At 62.7% G+C, this 18,606-nt stretch carries 18 protein-coding genes; 5 read left to right on the plus strand and 13 right to left on the minus strand.

Annotation, left to right across the window (positions count from 1 at the left end; all coding sequences use genetic code 11):
• The first annotated feature begins 79 nt into the window (after positions 1 to 79).
• Positions 80 to 1,330: a hypothetical protein gene (locus tag OCK01_RS15995; protein WP_263824783.1), complete on the plus strand. Its 1,251-nt coding sequence runs from the start codon at positions 80 to 82 to the stop codon at positions 1,328 to 1,330.
• Positions 1,331 to 1,401: 71 nt separating this feature from the next.
• On the opposite strand, the gene phoB is transcribed toward OCK01_RS15995, so the two are convergent.
• From phoB to phoR, 7 genes are all read right to left on the minus strand, one after another.
• Complete coding sequence (gene phoB / locus OCK01_RS16000) at positions 1,402 to 2,085, minus strand: phosphate regulon transcriptional regulator PhoB (RefSeq protein ID WP_137155448.1); 684 nt, start codon at positions 2,083 to 2,085, stop codon at positions 1,402 to 1,404.
• Positions 2,086 to 2,148: 63 nt separating this feature from the next.
• Entirely contained in the window at positions 2,149 to 2,865 is a 717-nt protein-coding gene (gene phoU, locus OCK01_RS16005) for a phosphate signaling complex protein PhoU (RefSeq protein WP_263824784.1), read from the minus strand.
• Between the two features lie 39 nt (positions 2,866 to 2,904).
• Entirely contained in the window at positions 2,905 to 3,723 is an 819-nt protein-coding gene (gene pstB, locus OCK01_RS16010; RefSeq protein ID WP_263824785.1) for a phosphate ABC transporter ATP-binding protein PstB, read from the minus strand.
• Between the two features lie 11 nt (positions 3,724 to 3,734).
• On the minus strand, positions 3,735 to 5,027 hold the full coding sequence (gene pstA / locus OCK01_RS16015) for a phosphate ABC transporter permease PstA (protein WP_263824786.1): 1,293 nt from the start codon (positions 5,025 to 5,027) through the stop codon (positions 3,735 to 3,737).
• Positions 5,027 to 6,397, minus strand: coding sequence for a phosphate ABC transporter permease subunit PstC (gene pstC / locus OCK01_RS16020; RefSeq protein WP_263824787.1), 1,371 nt, complete (start codon positions 6,395 to 6,397; stop codon positions 5,027 to 5,029). Before pstC ends, pstA begins: the two co-directional genes overlap by 1 nt.
• Before the next feature lie 64 nt (positions 6,398 to 6,461).
• Positions 6,462 to 7,499 carry a PstS family phosphate ABC transporter substrate-binding protein gene (locus OCK01_RS16025; RefSeq protein WP_263824788.1) on the minus strand — a complete coding sequence of 346 codons (1,038 nt, stop codon included), beginning with the start codon at positions 7,497 to 7,499 and terminating at the stop codon, positions 6,462 to 6,464.
• Between the two features lie 193 nt (positions 7,500 to 7,692).
• Entirely contained in the window at positions 7,693 to 8,928 is a 1,236-nt protein-coding gene (gene phoR, locus OCK01_RS16030) for a phosphate regulon sensor histidine kinase PhoR (protein WP_412179018.1), read from the minus strand.
• A 224-nt stretch (positions 8,929 to 9,152) separates the two neighbouring features.
• Here phoR and ppk2 point away from each other — a divergent pair, with 224 nt between their 5' ends.
• Positions 9,153 to 10,031, plus strand: a complete 879-nt coding sequence (gene ppk2 / locus OCK01_RS16035; RefSeq protein ID WP_263824789.1) for a polyphosphate kinase 2 — start codon at positions 9,153 to 9,155, stop codon at positions 10,029 to 10,031.
• Between the two features lie 66 nt (positions 10,032 to 10,097).
• On the opposite strand, the gene OCK01_RS16040 is transcribed toward ppk2, so the two are convergent.
• Positions 10,098 to 10,646 carry a GcrA family cell cycle regulator gene (locus tag OCK01_RS16040; RefSeq protein WP_182827637.1) on the minus strand — a complete coding sequence of 183 codons (549 nt, stop codon included), beginning with the start codon at positions 10,644 to 10,646 and terminating at the stop codon, positions 10,098 to 10,100.
• 401 nt (positions 10,647 to 11,047) lie between these two features.
• Between OCK01_RS16040 and OCK01_RS16045 the strand changes: the two genes are divergently transcribed.
• The 3 genes from OCK01_RS16045 to OCK01_RS16055 all read left to right on the plus strand — a co-directional run bounded on the left by OCK01_RS16045 (position 11,048) and on the right by OCK01_RS16055 (position 14,294).
• On the plus strand, positions 11,048 to 12,238 hold the full coding sequence (locus OCK01_RS16045) for an aspartate aminotransferase family protein (RefSeq protein WP_263824790.1): 1,191 nt from the start codon (positions 11,048 to 11,050) through the stop codon (positions 12,236 to 12,238).
• Between the two features lie 60 nt (positions 12,239 to 12,298).
• Positions 12,299 to 13,216, plus strand: coding sequence for an ornithine carbamoyltransferase (gene argF / locus OCK01_RS16050; RefSeq protein WP_263824791.1), 918 nt, complete (start codon positions 12,299 to 12,301; stop codon positions 13,214 to 13,216).
• A gap of 85 nt (positions 13,217 to 13,301) precedes the next feature.
• Positions 13,302 to 14,294 carry an Hsp33 family molecular chaperone gene (locus OCK01_RS16055; RefSeq protein ID WP_263824792.1) on the plus strand — a complete coding sequence of 331 codons (993 nt, stop codon included), beginning with the start codon at positions 13,302 to 13,304 and terminating at the stop codon, positions 14,292 to 14,294.
• Positions 14,295 to 14,345: 51 nt separating this feature from the next.
• Here the strand turns inward: OCK01_RS16055 and apaG are convergent, their stop codons facing one another.
• From apaG to sthA, 5 genes are all read right to left on the minus strand, one after another.
• The gene (gene apaG / locus OCK01_RS16060) at positions 14,346 to 14,738 is read right to left on the minus strand and encodes a Co2+/Mg2+ efflux protein ApaG (protein WP_182827640.1); all 393 of its coding nucleotides are present in this window, start codon (positions 14,736 to 14,738) and stop codon (positions 14,346 to 14,348) included.
• Between the two features lie 125 nt (positions 14,739 to 14,863).
• The gene (locus OCK01_RS16065) at positions 14,864 to 15,562 is read right to left on the minus strand and encodes an orotate phosphoribosyltransferase (RefSeq protein WP_263824793.1); all 699 of its coding nucleotides are present in this window, start codon (positions 15,560 to 15,562) and stop codon (positions 14,864 to 14,866) included.
• 70 nt (positions 15,563 to 15,632) lie between these two features.
• Positions 15,633 to 16,514, minus strand: coding sequence for a LysR substrate-binding domain-containing protein (locus OCK01_RS16070; protein ID WP_263824794.1), 882 nt, complete (start codon positions 16,512 to 16,514; stop codon positions 15,633 to 15,635).
• Positions 16,515 to 16,701: 187 nt separating this feature from the next.
• Positions 16,702 to 17,058 (minus strand): DUF805 domain-containing protein, encoded by a 357-nt coding sequence (locus OCK01_RS16075; RefSeq protein ID WP_182827642.1) that lies wholly within the window; start codon positions 17,056 to 17,058, stop codon positions 16,702 to 16,704.
• A gap of 114 nt (positions 17,059 to 17,172) precedes the next feature.
• Positions 17,173 to 18,594, minus strand: coding sequence for a Si-specific NAD(P)(+) transhydrogenase (gene sthA, locus OCK01_RS16080; protein WP_263824795.1), 1,422 nt, complete (start codon positions 18,592 to 18,594; stop codon positions 17,173 to 17,175).
• Positions 18,595 to 18,606: the final 12 nt, after the last annotated feature.

Consider the following 18,606-nt stretch of genomic DNA (forward strand, 5'->3'; position numbering starts at 1 on the left):
TCATGCGCGCTTGCAAGTGTGGCGGGGAATGTTTACCGAAATGCACGGTTTTTGAAACGAGCACGGGATTGAAACGACAGTGAGCGGTCTCGAACACGCTATCCGCAACGCGCTCGAACGCGCCGATCGCGCCGACCCGGAGATCCGCGCCCGGATCTATCAATCCGCACGGCACGCGCTCGACGCCGGCCTCGCCAAGCAGGAGGTCGAGGACGAGGAGGTGATCGCCCGGCAGCGCCAGCGGCTCGACGCCACGATCCAGGCGATCGAGGAGGAAGAGCGCGAAAGGCTGCGGTCCATGGCGCGGCTGGAAAAAGTGCTGATCGAGCGCGAGCCGGAGCCCGAACCGGCCGTCGCGCCGGAACCGCGTCTCGCCGCGCCGGATCGGGACGAGGATTTTTCCATGACCGCACCCGTTCGCGACGACGCCCATGGCGACGCGCGGACAGCCCCTAGCATCGAACTCGATCGCGGCGATCGGGCCGGCGGGGCGCGAAATGGCGCTGGATCGCTGGACGACATCACTCCGCGCAACGACGAGGCTCTGGCGCGGCTCGTGGCGGACGATCGCCGCGCGCCCGCAGCCGCGCCGACGGCTGCGCCTATGGGTGAGATCCGAAAGACCAAAGGCGCCAAGCGCAAGTCCAGAGCCGAAAAGCCCCCCAGAAAACGGCGCGGCTTCGTCTCCTTCCTCGTATCGCTGTTCGTCTATGCATGCTTTCTCGGGGCGGTCGGCTTCGGGATCTGGTGGGTCTACGCCACCGGCATGATCGATGTCGCACTCAAAGGCGAAGGCAATTTCGACCTCGTGCCCAAGGAATTGCAGACCGCCGCGCCGGCTGCGGCGCAATCCGAACCGCTCGATCCGCTGCGCCGCTTCTCCGGCGATTGGGTCAGCGTCTACAGCGGCAAGGAGCCGAATGCGGTGTCGCCGCGCGGCCAGGCGCTGGTGACGCCCTTCAGCGACAGCGACGGCGAAGGCGCGACGATCGCCTCCAACGCGCCCGGCAAAGACGGCGAGGCGACGGTCGAGACACCCGAAGAGCTGTTGCAGACGCTCGCCGGCAAGACCGCGACGATCGCGTTGACCGTCAAGGCCGATGGCGATGTCCCGACGCAGATCTATGTCGAATGCGCCTTCGGCGCGATGGGCGGTTGCGGCCGTCATCGCTTCACCGTCGGCAACGAGCGCAGCGACGAACTGATCCATGTGACGTTCGACGGCAAGATGGCCCCGTCCGAGGCGGGGCAGATCGTCATCAACAGCGACGTCATGGGCAAGGGCCGCAAGCTCAAGCTCTACGGCGTCCGCGTCCTGCCGGGATCCTGATTTCCCGAGCCCTCGAATAGAAAAGCGCCGGTTGCCGCCGGCGCTTCGACAGATCTTCGAGCCAGAATGGATCAGGCTTCCATCGCATAGCCCGCGCCGCGGACGGTGCGGATGACATCCGGCATGTTGGTGAGGTTCAGCGCCTTGCGCAGGCGTCCGACATGGACGTCGACGGTGCGTTCGTCGACATAGATGTCGTGGCCCCAGACGCCGTCAAGCAGTTGCGAGCGCGAAAACACCCGGCCCGGCGAAGACATGAAGAATTCCAAAAGCTTGAATTCGGTCGGCCCGAGCCGCACTTCGCGCGAGCGGCGGTGAACGCGATAGGTCTCGCGATCGAGTTCGACGTCGCCGCATTTCAGCACGGAGGAAATGGCGTTGGGCCGCACGCGGCGGAGCATGGCCTTGACGCGGGCCATCAGCTCCGGCGTGGAGAAGGGCTTGACGACATAGTCGTCGGCGCCGGTCGACAGTCCCCGCACGCGCTCGCTTTCCTCGCCGCGCGCGGTCAGCATGATCACCGGCAGACGCTCGGTTTCGGGCCGCATGCGCAGGCGGCGACACAGCTCGATGCCGGACACGCCGGGCAGCATCCAGTCGAGCAGCAGAAGATCGGGCACGCGCTCCTGGAGGCGGATGTCGGCTTCGTCGCCGCGGGCGATGACCTCCACGTCATAGCCTTCGGCTTCGAGATTGTAGCTGAGCAGGGTGCCGAGCGCTTCTTCGTCTTCGACCACCATGATACGGGGCTGCATGCGTTCTTACTCCATTCGCAAGCGAGCGGCGCCCGGCTCGACGCCGGGCGCTCAAGTCTCAGGTCATCCGGCGGGCTGCTGCACGACGGTGGCGGTGTTGTCGTCCTTAGGACGTTCGCCGACCGGCTGGGCGCCCGTGGTCATGTAGAAGATCGATTCCGCGATATTGGTCGCGTGATCGCCGATGCGCTCGATATTCTTGGCGCAGAACAAGAGATGCGTGCACGGCGTGATGTTGCGCGGATCTTCCATCATATAGGTCAGCATCTCGCGGAAGAGCGAGGTGTACATCGCGTCGATTTCCTCGTCGCGCAGGCGGATGGCCTCGGCTTTTTCGGCCGAGCGCGTCGCGTAGACGTCGAGCACGTCCTGAAGTTGGGTAAGCGCCAGTTCGGATAGATGCTCGATGCCGCGGGCGAGCGTGCGCGGAATGCCGCTGTTTTGCACCGCAATGACACGCTTGGCGTTGGATTTGCCGAGATCGCCGACGCGCTCGAGATCGGAGGCGATGCGGAGCGAGCCGATGATTTCACGCAGGTCGGCGGCGACCGGCTGGCGCTTGGCGATCATCAGAACGGCGCGTTCGCCGATCTCGCGCTCGGCCTCGTCCATCACCACGTCCTGGGAGATGACGCGTTGCGCCAGCGCCGCATCGGCGTTGACGAGCGCGCGAACGGCGTCGGAGACCATCTGTTCGGCCATGCCGCCCATTTCCGCGATGCGGCGGGCGAGATATTTCAGCTCTTCGTCGAAGACGGAGTAGATATGGGATGCGCCCATGAATGTATCCTCCAGCCGGCGAGACCGGCGTCACAAGTATCAGCCGAAGCGGCCCATGATGTAATCCTGGGTGCGCTGGTCATCCGGATTGGTGAAGATCTTGTCCGTGTCGTTCTCCTCGACCAGATAGCCGAGATGGAACATGGCGGTGCGCTGCGACACGCGGGCGGCCTGCTGCATCGAGTGGGTCACGATGACGATGGTGAAATTCTCGCGCAGTTCGTGGATCAGTTCCTCGACCTTGGCGGTCGCAATCGGATCGAGCGCCGAGCAGGGCTCGTCCATCAGAATGACTTCCGGGCTGACGGCGACGGCGCGGGCGATGCAGAGACGCTGCTGCTGTCCCCCGGACAGGCCGGTGCCGGCTTCGAGCAGACGATCCTTGACTTCGTTCCACAGGCCGGCGCGCTGCAGGCTCTGTTCGACGATTGCGTCGAGTTGCTGATTGGTGCGGGCCAAGCCATGAATACGTGGGCCGTAGGCGACATTTTCGTAGATCGATTTCGGGAAAGGGTTCGGCTTCTGGAACACCATGCCGACACGGGCGCGCAGTTCGACCACGTCAATCGACGTCGCATAGATATCCTGATTGTCGAGCTTGATCTCCCCGGTCACGCGGCAACCGTCGATCGTGTCGTTCATGCGGTTCAGCGTGCGCAGGAAGGTGGACTTGCCGCAACCCGACGGCCCGATCAGCGCGGTAACCGTGTTCTTGCGGATGTTGAGATTGACGTCGAACAAGGCCCGCTTCTCGCCGTAGTAGACGGAAACATCCTTGCCGATCATCTTCAGTTCAGGTGTATCGCTCATCGGTTTTACCAGCGCTTTTTCAACTTCGATATCTGTCAGCATGTTCATGTGAGTTCTCCTTACCAGCGGCGCTCGAAGCGCTGTCTCAGGTAAATGGCGATGCCGTTCATGACGATCAGGAAACCGAGCAACACGAGGATTGCTGCGGAGGTTCGCGCGACGAAGCCCCGTTCAGGGCTGTCCGCCCAGATATAGATCTGGGTGGGCAGAGCCGTCGCAGCATCCATAACACCACCCGGCTCCGATGTGATGAATGCGTTCATTCCGATCAACAACAGCGGCGCCGTCTCGCCGAGCGCGCGCGCCAGGGAGATGATGGTGCCCGTCATGACCGCAGGCATGGCGAGGGGAAGAATATGGTGAAAGATTGCCTCATGCTTCGATGCGCCAATGCCAAGCGCCGCTTCGCGGATCGAGGACGGAACCGACTTCAGCGAATTGCGCGTTGTGATGATCAGCGTCGGAAGCGTCATCAGCGACAGAACGAGACCGCCGACGAGCGGCGCGGAACGCGGCAGACCGAACCAACCGAGAAAGACGGCCAGGCCGAGCAGACCGAAGATGATCGAGGGAACGGCGGCGAGATTGTTGATGTTAACCTCGATCAGATCGGTCCAGCGGTTCTTCGGCGCGAACTCTTCAAGATAGATGGCTGCGGCGATGCCGATCGGCAGAGAGATCGCCAGGGTCACCAGAAGCGTCCAGAAGGATCCGGAGATCGCGCCGGACAACCCGGCGAGTTCAGGAAACCGGCTGTCCGGGTTGAAGAACAGGCCCCAGTTGAAGGGCGACGACACCGCGCCCTTGGCCACCAGCGCATCGAAATAGGCGATCTGCTTGTCGGTGACGCGGCGCTGGTCTTCCGGGATCGAACGGTCGACCTGACCCTTGGCGAGCTGGTCGGCAGGATCCGACATCGGGATCTTGTAGGAATGTTTGCCGACAAGCTTGGCCGGATCGGCCATCACTTCGTCACGCACCAGATAGGGCGCCTGGTCGGTAAACAGGCCGAAATATTCCTTCTGGTCGCGGCGGGAAATATCGCCGCCATAGACCTTGAGCGCGTCGCGAACAACGCCTCTCCAGTCGGCGCCCATGAGGTCATTCTTGTCGATCGCAGCGGCGCTGAGGTCGATCTCGATCTCAACCATGGTCTGGGTGAAAGCGCGATATCCGGTCAGCGATATGGAGCCGATAAGAAAGACCAGGAAGCCGAGGGCGAAAACGATGGCCGCCACCCCGTAGCCCTTCAGCCGAGCCTCGGCCGCGTAGCGCGATTTGCGCCGGTCCGCCATGCTTTTCGACTGCCAGTCTACGGCTGTGGTCGGATTGGTTGCGGAGACTGAGGTCATCAGTACTTCTCCCGATATTTGCGGACTGTTTGCAGGGCGATAATGTTGAGAATGAGCGTAATGATGAAAAGCACCAAGCCAAGCGCGAAGGCAGCCAGCGTTTTCGGGTTGTCGAATTCGGCGTCGCCGGTCAGCAGGGTGACGATCTGAACCGTCACTGTGGTCACGGAGTCGAAGGGATTGAGCGTGATCTTGGCAATCAAGCCGGCGGCCATGACAACGATCATGGTTTCACCGATGGCGCGGCTCAAAGCCAGCAACACGCCGCCTACGATCCCTGGCAGGGCGGCGGGAATCAGGACCTTCTTGATCGTCTCGCTCTTGGTCGAACCGAGGGCCAGCGATCCGTCGCGCATGGCGCGGGGGACAGCGGCAAGCGCGTCGTCGGCGAGCGAAGAAATCAATGGAATGATCATGATCCCCATCACCAGGCCAGCGGCCAGCGAACTGTTGGGCGACGCATCAAGACCAAGGAACAGGCCGAAGTTGCGGATGGCCGGCGCAACGGTGAGAACCGCGAAGAAGCCGTAGACGACAGTCGGCACGCCCGCGAGGATCTCAAGCAGCGGCTTCACCACTGCGCGGAAGCTGCGGGGCGAATATTCAGTGAGATAGATCGCCGAGAGGATGCCGATAGGCACGGCGACAATCATGGCGATGAGAGAAATCAGGATCGTGCCAAATATCACCGGGATGACGCCGAAGGCGCCCTGGCCCGCCACCTGGTCGGCGCGCATGGCGATCTGCGGCTCCCAGCGCAAGCCGAACAGAAACTCGGTTACGGGAACCTTGGCGAAGAAGTGACCGGCTTCGAAAATGAGCGATGCGACGATCCCCGCCGTCGTCACGATGGCGACGAGGGACGAAAACAGCATGAAAATGGTGACGGCGCGCTCGAATGAATGACGTGCGCGAAAGCGCGGCTCGATTGCGCGCAGCCCGAGGGCCGCCCCCGCCACCGCCACTGCCGCCACGATGGCCGCCATTGCCCAGGCTGCGGTGGTCTGCAGCGACTTATAGGCGGCTGTCGCCGTCCTGATCTCTTCGGACGGCTCCTTGAATGTCCTGCCGGCGGCGTTCTGCCGGACTTCGCTCATCATCAGAGCCTGTTCGGACGGTGTCGCCGTGGCCGCGGACGGAATGGTGGACACGACAAGGCTGTCGATGACGGTGCTTTGGGCGAAAAGCCACACGAGCACGATCAGCAGCGCGGGCGCCCCCGCCCAGATTGCAGTGTTGAGCCCGTGGTAAATCGGCCTCGAATGTACTTTTTCAGTCACTCCGCCGGCCGAAAACACCGCCCTCTTGGAAGCGATCAATGCCGAAATGAACGACAAGGCCAATACGAATAAAATCAACGCGCCGGTCATGGCAGCCCCTCAACTGAATGAAGTCGCCGCCCGGATCGTGCAATCCGGGCGGCTTCACAGAGTGTTAGTTGGTCAGCTTGGCGGCGTTGGTCACGTCGTCGGCAACCTTCTTGCGAAGATCTTCCGACAGCGCGGTCAGGCCACGCTCGGCGAGATAGCCATCCGGGCCGAGAGCGGCTTCAGTGACGTATTCTGCGAGGAATTCCTTCATGCCAGGAATGACGTCGCGATGAGCGTTCTTGATATAGATGAACAACGGACGAGCAACCGGGTAGGAACCATCGGCGATCGTCTCGGGGCTCGCTTCGATGCCGTTGATCTTGACGTCCTTGAGCTTGTCTTCGTTTTCATACAGGAATGAGTAGCCGAAGATGCCGACAGAGTTCTGATCGGCCTCGAGACGCTGCACGATCAGGTTGTCGTTTTCTCCGGCCTCAACAAAAGGACCGTCCTGACGCATGCGCGAGCAAACTTCGTTCCACTTGTCTTCATTGGACTTCTTGAGGTCGGCCATGCCCGGAAGGCCCTTGCAGCCGTCATGCATGACAAGTTCAACAAAGGCGTCGCGGGTGCCGGATGTCGGCGGCGGGCCGAAGGCGACGATGTTGGTAGCGGGCAAGGAAGCGTCGATGTCCGACCACTTCTTGTTGGGGTTGGCGACGAAGCCGCCCTTGCCATCCGGCAATTCAGCCGCGAGAGCCTTGAAGATCTGCTCTTCGGTCAGACTCCAGTCGGCTTCGTTCTTGCGCGAGATCGCGATGGAGAGGCCGTCATAGCCGATCATCGCTTCAGTGATATTGTCGACGCCAGCCTTGGCGCAGAGTTCAACTTCGGACTTCTTGATGGCGCGCGACGCGCCAGTGATGTCCGGGAATTCCTCGCCTACGCCAGCGCAGAACGCCTTGAAGCCGCCGCCCGTACCGGTGGACTCGACGACCGGAGCCGGCTTGCCAGACTTCTTGGAATATTCTTCAGAGACCGCCTGCGTATAGGGAAACACGGTCGAAGAGCCGACGATCTTGATCTGGTCACGGGCATGGGCGGCGCCCATGAAAGCGACGGAGGCGACCAGCGCCGCCATGGTGGTGTGTGCGAGTTTCATAGTGGTTCTCCCGTTCGGGCTTGATGGATCGCGCCTGGCGCGGCGCCCTCGGCCTTTTCGTGTCCGGCCGAGTTCTGATTAGACCCCGGACACCACCGCTTTTATGTCAATTCGGTGAAAGATTTATGACAGCGCAACCCACTGTAAAACAATGATAATATCGACCCCGGGCGTCAGCGCTCCGGCTATTGTGTCAAAAGCGCACGGTAAAGGCGCTGCCTTTGCCCAATTCCGACTTGATCACCAGGCGGGCGCGATGGCGGGTGAGAATATGCTTGACGATCGCCAATCCCAGACCCGTGCCTTTTTTGGAGCGACTGCTTTCGACATTGGCGCGGTAGAAGCGCTCCGTCAGGCGCGGCACATGCTCTTCGGCGATGCCGGGCCCATAGTCGGCCACCGTGACATGGGCCGCCTGCCCCTTGGCCGCCGGCTCCAGCCTGATATCGACGGCCTTGCCTTCCTGTCCGTATTTGCAGGCGTTTTCGATGAGGTTCTCGAACACCTGGGTGAGTTCGTCTCGATCGCCCATCACCAGCACGGGCTCCTCGGGAAGATGGAGCCTGATCTCGACTCCGAGATCGCCGGCCAGCGGCGCCAGGGCATCGGCCACCGAGCCCAAAAGCGGAACCAGATCCACCTCGTCGCCGGGAGCCAGCCGGGCCTTGAGCTCCAGCCGGGACAGCGACATGAGATCGTCGACCAGCCGGCTCATGCGGGTCACCTGCTCGAGCATGATGTTGAGGAAGCGCTCCTGCGCCTTGACGTCGTTCTTGGCGGGGCCGAGCAGCGTTTCGATGAAGCCGCGCAGCGAGGCGAGCGGCGTGCGCAATTCATGCGAGGCGTTGGCGACGAAATCGGAACGCATGCGGTCGATGCGGCGCGCCTCGGAGACATCGCGGAAGATCAAGACGTAGAAGGCTCCCGCGCCGTCAATCGGTTCGGCCCGGACCATGCGCACGAGATACACGCTTTCGGACGGCACGGTCGCGGCGAATTCCACTTGCCCGTTGCGGCCGCTCGCCAGTGCATCGCGGATCATGTCGGCCACGACCGGCATCCGCACTTTCACCGAAATATGCTGCCCCGGATCGACGGGACCGAAAATATGCTGGGCGGAAGGGTTCTGGTAGAGGACGTTGGCCTTGAGATCGAGAACATAGACGGGGCTGTCGAAACCGGCGAAGGCGGCCTTGACCTCACGGAGCGGATCGATGGCGGTCGGCGTTTCGTCCGCCGCCGGCGCGGGCGCCGGGACGGGAGCGCGCGCGGCCAGGCTCGGCAAGACGGCGAGCGTCATCACGGCGACCGCCACCCAGGAATTTGTTCCGGCCGCAATCAGCGCCGCAACGCCGGCGGCGGCCATCAACAGACTGAAAAAGTGGCGCGCCATCCATTCTCTCACCGCTTTTCCCACCTGTCTTGCCATGCCGTGATCTCATCCTCCCGAGGCGGTGCATTGCGTCGAACCGACGATTGCATGCATCATGCGGGTCGCCGCCGCATCGAGCGCTGACCAGAATCGTCATCTGGCTTAGAGCCGTTCTCCCTTCCTAACGCTGGATTGTGACAGGTTTTTTCATGGCGAACTTGAAATCGCAAGTCGCTTATGTCCAGTTTGATATTTCAGGCACTTTGCATGGAGGAAGCCGCATGGCCGAAGACGAAGTTCATACGCCCGTCCCGCTCGATATAGGCGGGGAAAGGCGCGTATTCGACATCGAAAATCCGACTTTGCCCGATTGGATCGAGGCGGAAGCGCTATCGTCGGGCGGCTATCCCTACAAGAAGAAGCTGGACGAGGCCGAATATGCCAAGACGCTCGAGGAGTTGCAGGAGGAACTGGTCAAGGTTCAGTTCTGGCAGCAGGACACCGGCGCCCGGGTGATCTGTCTGTTCGAAGGCCGCGACGCCGCCGGCAAAGGCGGCGCGATTCAGGCGCTGATGTCCTATATGAACCCCCGCAATGCGCGCGTGGTGGCGCTGACCAAGCCGACCGAGACCGAAAAAGGCCAGTGGTATTTCCAGCGCTACATTTCGACGTTCCCGACCCGCGGTGAATTCGTGAATTTCGACCGCTCCTGGTACAATCGCGCCGGCGTCGAGCCGGTCATGGGCTTTTGCTCGCCTGAAGACTACGAGCATTTTCTCGAAAGCGCGCCGCGGCTCGAAAAGTTGATCACCGGCGACGGCATCCATTTCTTCAAATTCTACATTGACATCGGCCGCGAAATGCAACTCAAGCGCTTCCACGACCGCCGGCACAGCAAGCTGAAATGCTGGAAACTGTCGCCGATGGATATCGCGGCGCTGAGCAAATGGGACGATTACACGCAAAAGCGCGATCGCATGCTCAAGGAGACGCATACCGATCACGCGCCCTGGACGGTGGTGCGCGGCAACGACAAGCGGCGGGCGCGGCTCAACATCATCCGCTCGGTGCTGGGCGCGCTCGATTACAAAGGCAAGGACAAGAAGGCGATCGGCGAGATCGACGACAAGATACTCGGCGGCCCCAAGATCCTGAAGTGACGGCGGCCCGAAACGACGAAAGCGGCCCGCGGGCCGCTTTCGCATATCTGTCTTCGCCCTATCCGTTCAGCGAACGCGGCGACGCTCCGCCGAAGGCTGGTAAGCCAGCCGCTGGTGGAAGGTGCAATAGGGCGAGGTGTCCGGGGAGTCGTTGCCGCAGAAGCAGAAGTCTTCCTTCAGCGGATCGCCGAGCGGCCATTTGCAGGTCCGCTCGGTGAGACGGATGAGCGGCACGCGACGGAAGATCGGCACGACCACATTGTCCGACGAGGTCTCGACGACCTCCATCGCATCCATTTCGACTTCTTCCTTCAGCATGGTCGCGCCGGCGGGGCGCGCCACGGTGCGGGTGACCGGACGTTGCTGCGCGAAGGTGGCCTGCGCAGGACGCGCCGCCGTTGGCTGCGCTGCAGCGGGACGCTTGGGAGCGCGCGACGGAGCGGCGCCGCCCGACTTGGCGCGACCGGGCAGATTGAGACGGTGAACCTTGCCGATGACCGCATTGCGGCTGACGCCGCCCAACTGGGCTGCGATCTGGCTGGCGCTCAGTCCTTCGGACCAAAGCTTTTTCAGCCTCTCGACGCGTTCGTCAGTCCAGTTTACGCTATTTTCCATTGGGGCGTTCCTTCTGCGGAATCCCTCACCGAGGCCCGGCGCCGCCGAAGCTCGAAACGCTCTACATTTCCGGTGACTAGTTCCGCCGCATGCAGGTCTAGTAATCTGTTCTTAAGGTAGTGACCCGGTGACTCCGTGACAAGGCCATGGCGATTCCGGGGGAATCGTTTTTCGAGTTATCCCCAAGATTGATTTGTCAATCAGATTCGCGATGGCCCGTTTCGAGACGTTCCGGGCGCCGTTCAGCGCCGCTCCGATCTCTCCCAATTGAGGGTTTTTGTTGACGGAACCACGGGAAATGTGCAATTTGCCCGCGCCGCCCTATAGGGCGGCATTTTTCGTTTTCGCTTGTGGAAAACACGAGCGCCGCCTGCCTGAAACATGACGGAAGGATGACTGCCATGGCCGCTACCTCGCCCCTTTACGAGACATACGCCCGCGCGCCCCTCCGTTTCGAGCGAGGCGAAGGCGTCTGGCTGATCACCGAAGGCGGCGAGCGCTATCTCGATTTCGCCGCAGGCGTCGCGGTCAACGTGCTCGGCCATAGCCATCCGCATCTGGTCGAGGCGTTGAAGGCCCAGGCCGAGAAATTGTGGCATACCTCCAATCTCTACCAGGCCCCGGGGCAGGAAAAGCTCGGCGAGCGCTTGATCGAGAACACCTTCGCCGACAAGGTGTTCTTCACCAATTCCGGCGCCGAAGCGTTGGAATGCGCGATCAAGACGGCGCGCCGCTATCACTATTCAAAGGGCCAGCCCGACCGCTACCACATCATCACCTTCGAAGGCGCCTTCCATGGCCGCACCATCGCGACCATCGCCGCTGGCGGCCAGCAGAAATATATCGACGGCTTCGGCCCCAAGGCGCCCGGCTTCGACCAGGTCCCCTTCGAGGATCTCGACGCCGTCAAGGCCGAGATCACCGACGCCACCGCCGGCATCCTGCTCGAGCCCGTGCAGGGCGAAGGCGGACTTCGCACCTTCTCGCCGGAATTCCTGAAGGAGATCCGCGCGCTGTGCGACGAACACGGCATCCTGCTGATCTTCGACGAAGTGCAATGCGGGGTCGGGCGCACCGGCACGCTGTTTGCCTATATGCAGATGGGTGTGACGCCCGACATCATGGCGGTCGCCAAGGGCATCGGCGGCGGCTTTCCGATGGGCGCATGCCTGGCGACGGCGGACGCCGCGTCCGGCATGGTCGCCGGCACGCATGGTTCGACCTATGGCGGCAATCCGCTCGCCATGGCGGTCGGCAACGCCGTGCTCGACGTGGTGCTGTCGGAGGGTTTCCTGCAGCATGTCAAGGATCTCGGCCTGCAGTTCCGCCAGGGGCTGGAAGGCCTGAAGGACCGGTACCCTGATGTGATCGAAGAGATCCGCGGCCGCGGGCTGATGATCGGCGTCAAGGCCAAGGTTGCCGCCGGCGATCTGCTGCAGGCGCTGCGCGCCGAGCATGTGCTGACGGTGATGGCCGGCGACAACGTGGTGCGCGTATTGCCGCCGCTGATCACCACGGCGGAGGAAGCCCGCGAGGGCCTGGCGCGGCTGGAAAAGGCTGCCGAGACGCTGCGCGCGGAAAAGCTGCGATGAGGCTTGGTCGCCTCCCGCTTTCCCGCTAGTCTCTCACTTCAGCAGTCCAAGGAACTTATGATGACGTCCCACCGGCATTTTCTCGATCTTTCCGCAGTGTCCGCCGACGATCTCCGGCATATCCTCGACGACGCCAAGACCCGCAAGGCCTCGACGCGCGACGGCACGGCCGGCAAGCCGCTGGCCGGCAAGATGCTGGCGATGATCTTCGAGAAGCCGTCCACCCGCACCCGCGTGTCCTTCGATGTCGGCATGCGCCAGCTCGGCGGCGAAACGTTGTTTCTGTCGGGCACCGAAATGCAGCTCGGCCGCGCCGAAACGATCGGCGACACCGCCAAGGTGCTGTCGCGCTATGTCGACGCCATCATGATCCGCACCACGGATCACAACCGGCTGCTCGAACTCGCCGAGCACGCCACGGTGCCCGTCATCAACGGCCTGACCGACGCGACGCATCCCTGCCAGATCATGGCCGACATCCTCACTTTCGAAGAGCATCGCGGCTCCGTGAAGGGCAAGACGATCGCCTGGACGGGCGACGGCAACAATGTGCTGCATTCGCTCGTCGAGGGCTCGGCCCGCTTCGGCTACCGCATGAACATGGCCGTTCCGCTCGGCTCGGAGCCCGACGACAAATATCTCAACTGGGCGCGCAACAACGGCGGCGAGATCATGCTCTGCCATGACGCCGACCGGGCCGTGGACGGCGTCGACTGCGTGGTCACCGACACCTGGGTGTCGATGAACCAGGAGCACAAGGCGCGCGGCCACAATGTCTTCATGCCGTTCCAGGTCAATGCCGAGCTGATGAAGAAGGCCGATCCCGAGGCGCTGTTCATGCATTGCCTGCCGGCCCATCGTGGCGAAGAGGTGACCGACGAGGTGATCGACGGGCCGCAGTCGGTGGTGTTCGACGAAGCCGAAAACCGCCTTCATGCGCAGAAGTCGGTGCTGGCCTGGTGCCTCGGCGCCATTTGAACACCTTGAATCGGCCTGGTGATCGCCTATTTACCTCCCTTCAAACGAAGGGCATGACATCGCATGCCGCAAGACCGAGACCATCATGACAGTGGACATTACCAATCCTGGGGGCCCCGCCCCCTTCGCCGGCGATGACCGGGTCGTGCCGTTCCAGGTGGAAGGGCTCGATGTGCGCGGCCGCGCCGTCACGCTCGGCCCGCTGACCGACGCCATCCTGTCGCGCCACAATTACCCCGCCCCCGTCGCCCGTCTTCTCTCCGAGACGATCGCGCTGACGGTGCTGCTCGGCACCTCGCTGAAATTCGAGGGCAAGCTGATCGTGCAGACCCAGACGGACGGACCGGTGAATTTCCTCGTTGCGGATTTCGCCGCGCCCGACGCCGTGCGCGCCTATGCCCGCTTCGACGACGACGCGCTCGCCGCAGCCGTCAAGGCCGGGCAGACGGAACCGCATCAATTGCTGGGCAAGGGCGTGCTCGCCTTCACCATTGATCAGGGTGAGCACACGCAGCGCTATCAGGGCATCGTGGCTCTGGACGGCGAAACGCTGGAGGAAGCGGCTGCCGCCTATTTCCGCCAGTCCGAGCAGATCCCGACCAAGGTGAAGCTCGCCTCGGCCGAACTGTTCGATCGCGACGCCGACGGAAAGATGCGCCACAGCTATCGCGCCGGCGGTCTCGTCGTGCAGTTCCTGCCCGAAGCGCCTGAGCGCATGCGGCAACGCGATCTTCATGGCGGCGACGGCGACAACGGCCATGACTTCGAGGAAGACGACACCTGGTCGGAAGCCCAGATGCTGGCCTCCACGGCCGGGCCCGAAGAATTGACGGACCCCGATCTCGGCGTCGAGCGGCTGTTGTTCCGGCTGTTTCACGAACGCGGCGTACGCGTCTACGACGCCCAGCCGGTGTTTGACCGTTGCAGCTGTTCGGAAGACAAGATCCGCGGCGTGCTGCAGGGTTTTACGGCCGAAGAGATCGCCTCGACCATCGAGGACGGCGAGATCCAGGTGACCTGCGAATTCTGCTCGACGCGCTATCGTTTCAAGCCGGAAGAGTTCATCGTCCCCAATTGATCAGGAACGCGCGTCGCGAAACAAGGCGCGCGTTTTTCGTGACGGCGAGGTTCAGTTCAGCGTGCGCTGCAGACCCGGCGCATCCAACGAGAAGGCCGGAATGGCCACGTCGAACATTTCGCCCGTGTCCGCCAGCATCTGGTAGTGGCCGAACATCATCCCCGAGGGCGTGTCGAGCGGGCAGCCGGAATTGTATTCATAGGTGTCGCCCGGACCGAGCACGGGCTGTTCGCCGACCACGCCGGGACCGGTGACCTCGTCGATCTGGCCGTTTTCGTCGGTGATGTGCCAGTATCTGTTCATCAACTTGACGCCCGTCGCCGAATTGTTGGCGATGACGATCCTGTAACCCCAAACATAACGGCTGTCGGCCGGATCCGATTGCTCGGCCAGATAATAAGGCTCGACAGTGACTTCAATGCCCCTGGTCGTCGCTTGATACATACCGCTCATCCGAGTCCTGCAAATTTCATGGTATAAATTTCCTAACGTCTTTGTCCGGCAAAGGTCAATATTCGGTGGGGCCATCTCGGCCCCGTCCGTTACGAATGCAGAGAAATGCGGCAAATTCAGGCGGTTGGCAATTCGGAAACGCCGCCATGGGCCGCCGACCAGAACAAAGGGTCGTTGAGGAAGGTTTCGACGGAAGCGAGTGTGTCTTTATCGAACAGGTCCTGCTCCCGCGCCGCCGCCAGCACGTCCCGCCAGGTGGCGATATGGTGCAGTTGCACGCCGCCATTGGAAAAGCGGGCTTCGGCCTCCTCGAAGATGCCGTAGAAGAACAGCGCCATGCCGTGATCGACGACGCCGCCCGCCTTGCGCACCGCCTCGATGAAGGTGAACATCGAGCCCCCGGCGGTGGTCAGATCCTCGATCACCAGCACGCGCGCGCCGGGCTTCATCTCGCCCTCGATCTGCGATGTGCGGCCATGGCCCTTGGGCTGCTTGCGGACATAGATCATCGGCAGCGACAGCCGGTCGGCGAGGAGGGCCGCGAAGGGAATGCCCGCCGTCTCGCCGCCCGCGATGCAATCGAAGGCCTCGAAGCCGGCTTCAGCGGTGATCGTCGCCGCGGCGAAATCCATGATCGCCGAGCGGATGCGCGGATAGGAGAGAAGCTTGCGACAATCGATATAGACCGGGCTGCGCATGCCCGAAGCGAGCTTGTAAGGATCGTCCGCCCGGAAATGCACCGCCTTGATTTCCCAGAGCATCCGCGCCATCAGGCGGGCATTGACGGACTTGTCGTTGAAGGCGTTGGAAAACATCGGCGGACTCCTGCTCGGGTGGACTGATCGCGCTTAGCAGGAACGACGGCGCGATGGAAGCCGAACCGGGTCAATCTGCGGCAAAGGCCGCCTCGATCCAGTCGGAGAAGGCCCGCGCGGCGGGAGACGGCGCTCCGAAAGACCGCGCAACGAGGAAATAGCACCCGCAATCGACTTCAGCGCCAAACGGCGCGACGAGTGCGCCCGAGGACAGTTCGCCGTCGATCATCCGGGGATCGAAGAGCGCCGCGCCATGACCGCGCAGCGCCGCCTGAAGCGCCAGGCCGCCATCTGCGAACACAGTGCCCTTCTCCGCCGGCGGTTCGACGCCGACGCTTCTGAACCAATCGCTCCAGCCGCTGCGGTTTTCCTCATGCAGCAATGGAACATTCGCGAGATCCCCCGCACAGGCCAGGCGATGGTCCGCGGCGAAGGCCGGGCTCACTACCGGCCGACAATGGGTTCGCAACAGCAACCGCGCCTCCACCCGAGGCCAGGACGTCGCTCCCCGGCTGTGGCGAACAGCGAGATCGACGGCGCCGCCGCGAAATTCGACGAGACGCGGATCGGCGTCGATTTCCACGTCGATCTCGGGCCTCAGATGCCTAAACTCCTGGATATGGGGCGCAAGCCAGAGGGCGGCGAAACCGGGTTCGGCGCTGACTTTCACCGCGCCCGACGGCTGCCGGCCGGCTTCGCCCAGCGCCGCATCGATCCTGTCGAAGCTCAATGTCACCTCGGCGAGCAGCGCCCTCCCCGTCTCCGTCAGTTCGACGCCGCGATGCACCCGGGTGAAGAGCGGCTGGCCGAGCAGACTCTCGAGCTCGCGGATCTGTCGGCTGATCGCCGCCTGCGACACATGGAGCTCTTCGGCGGCCTTGGAGAAGCCGCCGAGCCGGCCGGCGGATTCGAAGGCGCGCAAAGCGGTCAGAGGAAGGCGGCCGCGCTTCATGGCTCTCATAACCTCAGGTTATCCGAAGGCCCGACTATAGTCGTTTGAGCCCGCGCCGCAACCGGCGGATAACACTGGCGAAAGGAGAACCGCCATGTCGAACGCCATTTACGAGGTTCTGATGGAGACGATGCGCCTGCTCACCTTCACCGCTTGCCCGCCGCCAGGCCGGAGGCGCGAGCAGGCGTCATGCCAGGGGTTCCGGCCCAAAGCGGTTTTCCCCGCTCGCACCGGGCGTCGCGAACAGATAGATCAGGATCAGCCAGCCGACCAGCGGCACGAAGCCGATCAGAAGCCACCAGCCCGACATGTCGCGGTCGTGCAGACGGCGCACGCCGACCGCGATGCCGGGGATCAGGGTCGCGAGCGCGAAGACGCCGCCTAGAAGCCCCATGCCGATCACCATTTCATCGATCAGCCCGAGAACCAGCGACGCGATGAAGACGAACAGCACATACCACCAATATTCCGAACGCCGCGCGCGGCCGGAAAAATTGGCGTAGTTGGTGGTCAGAACAGATTTGACTGCGTCCTGAAATGTCATGGCTTCCCCCTGTGGCGCCGATTGCTATCGAGGCGATAGACGGATCGGCGGTCGCCATTATTCATATCCTGCGCGCCGAAACACGCAAGACTAGCGAGACTTGAAACGATAAGATCACTGCGCCGCTTCGACGATATGCTCGTGCAATTCGCCCATCCGGTTCCAGGCGTCGAGGCCAGAAATCTTGTAGGCTTCGGCGAGGGTCGGATAGTTGAAGGTGTTTTCGACGAAGTAGTCCACCGTGCCCTTCAGGTTCAGGACCGCCTGGCCGATATGGATGAGTTCGGTGGCTCCTTCGCCGACGATATGGACGCCGAGCAGGCGGCGCGTCTTCAGCGAGAAGATCATCTTCAACATGCCGTTGTCGAGGCCCATGATATGGCCGCGCGAGGTTTCGCGGAAGCGGGCGATGCCGCATTCATAGGGAATATGGCGCGCCTTGACCTCTTCCTCGGTCAGGCCGCAGGTCGAAATTTCCGGCACGGCGTAGATGCCATAGGGAAAGAATTGCGGCGGATCCGACGCCGGCGCGCCGACCGCGTGACGGGCGGCGATGCGGCCCTGCTCCATCGAGGTGGAGGCGAGGCTCGGAAAGCCGACGATGTCGCCGGCGGCGTAGATGTTCGGCACGTCGGTCTGGAAGGTCTCCGGATTGACCTTGAGACGACCGCGCGAATCCGGCTTCAGGCCGACCGCGTCGAGATTGAGCTGGGCGGTGGCGCCGGAGCGGCCGGCGGCGTAGAGCACCATGTCGGCATGCAGCGATCTTCCGCTCGCCAGCGTCACCTTGCATTTGCCGTTCGGCTCGCGCTCGACCTTGTCGGCCGTTTCGCCGAACAGCAGCTTCATGTTGCGGTCGCGGAGCTGGTAGGAGAAATCCTCGACGATTTCCTTGTCGATGAAATCCAGCATGCTGGCGCGCGGCTCGATCACGGTGACCATCGTATCGAGCGTGCTGTAGATGGTGGCGTATTCGATGCCGATGACGCCGGCGCCGATGACGATCATCGAACGGGGGATCTCCTGGATTTCCAGCAATTCGTCGCTGTCGATGATCTTCTCGCCGTCGAAGGGGATGCTGTCGGGGCGATAGGGACGCGTGCCGATGGCGAGCAGGATCGAGGTCGCCGTCACCCGCACCACTTCGCCGTCGTTCTTTTCGATCGACAGCGTGTTGCGATCGACGAATTCGGCGCGGCCGCGCAGGTGATGGACGCGGTTGCGGGCAAATTGGTGCTCCAGCACCTCGACTTCATGATCGAGCGTGATGAGCAGTCGGCGCCGCAGATCGTCGGCGCTGATCTCCTGCTTGACGCGATAGGAGCGGCCATAGAAGCCGCGCTCGCGCCAGCCGGTGAGGTTGAGCGCGGTCTCGCGCAGGGTCTTGGAGGGGATGGTGCCGGTATGGACGGAGACGCCGCCGACGCGGCTGCCCTTCTCGACGACCAGAACCTTCTTGCCGAGTTTCGCCGCCTGGATCGCCGCCCGGCGTCCCGCCGGTCCGCTGCCGATCACGATCAGGTCATAATTCATCATCTTGCCGCCCCG

This window comes from Rhizobium sp. TRM95796, from assembly GCF_025779995.1.
Lineage (GTDB): Bacteria > Pseudomonadota > Alphaproteobacteria > Rhizobiales > Rhizobiaceae > Rhizobium_E.

Excerpts from the sequence above, each read along its gene's own strand:
- phoB (WP_137155448.1), bottom strand. The coding sequence starts at position 2,085 with ATGCAGCCCCGTATCATGGTGGTCGAAGACGAAGAAGCGCTCGGCACC.
- phoU (WP_263824784.1), bottom strand. The coding sequence starts at position 2,865 with ATGGGCGCATCCCATATCTACTCCGTCTTCGACGAAGAGCTGAAATAT.
- pstB (WP_263824785.1), bottom strand. The coding sequence starts at position 3,723 with ATGAACATGCTGACAGATATCGAAGTTGAAAAAGCGCTGGTAAAACCG.
- pstA (WP_263824786.1), bottom strand. The coding sequence starts at position 5,027 with ATGACCTCAGTCTCCGCAACCAATCCGACCACAGCCGTAGACTGGCAG.
- pstC (WP_263824787.1), bottom strand. The coding sequence starts at position 6,397 with ATGACCGGCGCGTTGATTTTATTCGTATTGGCCTTGTCGTTCATTTCG.
- OCK01_RS16025 (WP_263824788.1), bottom strand. The coding sequence starts at position 7,499 with ATGAAACTCGCACACACCACCATGGCGGCGCTGGTCGCCTCCGTCGCT.
- phoR (WP_412179018.1), bottom strand. The coding sequence starts at position 8,928 with ATGGCAAGACAGGTGGGAAAAGCGGTGAGAGAATGGATGGCGCGCCAC.
- ppk2 (WP_263824789.1), top strand. The coding sequence starts at position 9,153 with ATGGCCGAAGACGAAGTTCATACGCCCGTCCCGCTCGATATAGGCGGG.
- OCK01_RS16040 (WP_182827637.1), bottom strand. The coding sequence starts at position 10,646 with ATGGAAAATAGCGTAAACTGGACTGACGAACGCGTCGAGAGGCTGAAA.
- OCK01_RS16045 (WP_263824790.1), top strand. The coding sequence starts at position 11,048 with ATGGCCGCTACCTCGCCCCTTTACGAGACATACGCCCGCGCGCCCCTC.
- argF (WP_263824791.1), top strand. The coding sequence starts at position 12,299 with ATGACGTCCCACCGGCATTTTCTCGATCTTTCCGCAGTGTCCGCCGAC.
- OCK01_RS16055 (WP_263824792.1), top strand. The coding sequence starts at position 13,302 with ATGACAGTGGACATTACCAATCCTGGGGGCCCCGCCCCCTTCGCCGGC.
- apaG (WP_182827640.1), bottom strand. The coding sequence starts at position 14,738 with ATGTATCAAGCGACGACCAGGGGCATTGAAGTCACTGTCGAGCCTTAT.
- OCK01_RS16065 (WP_263824793.1), bottom strand. The coding sequence starts at position 15,562 with ATGTTTTCCAACGCCTTCAACGACAAGTCCGTCAATGCCCGCCTGATG.
- OCK01_RS16070 (WP_263824794.1), bottom strand. The coding sequence starts at position 16,514 with ATGAAGCGCGGCCGCCTTCCTCTGACCGCTTTGCGCGCCTTCGAATCC.
- OCK01_RS16075 (WP_182827642.1), bottom strand. The coding sequence starts at position 17,058 with ATGACATTTCAGGACGCAGTCAAATCTGTTCTGACCACCAACTACGCC.
- sthA (WP_263824795.1), bottom strand. The coding sequence starts at position 18,594 with ATGATGAATTATGACCTGATCGTGATCGGCAGCGGACCGGCGGGACGC.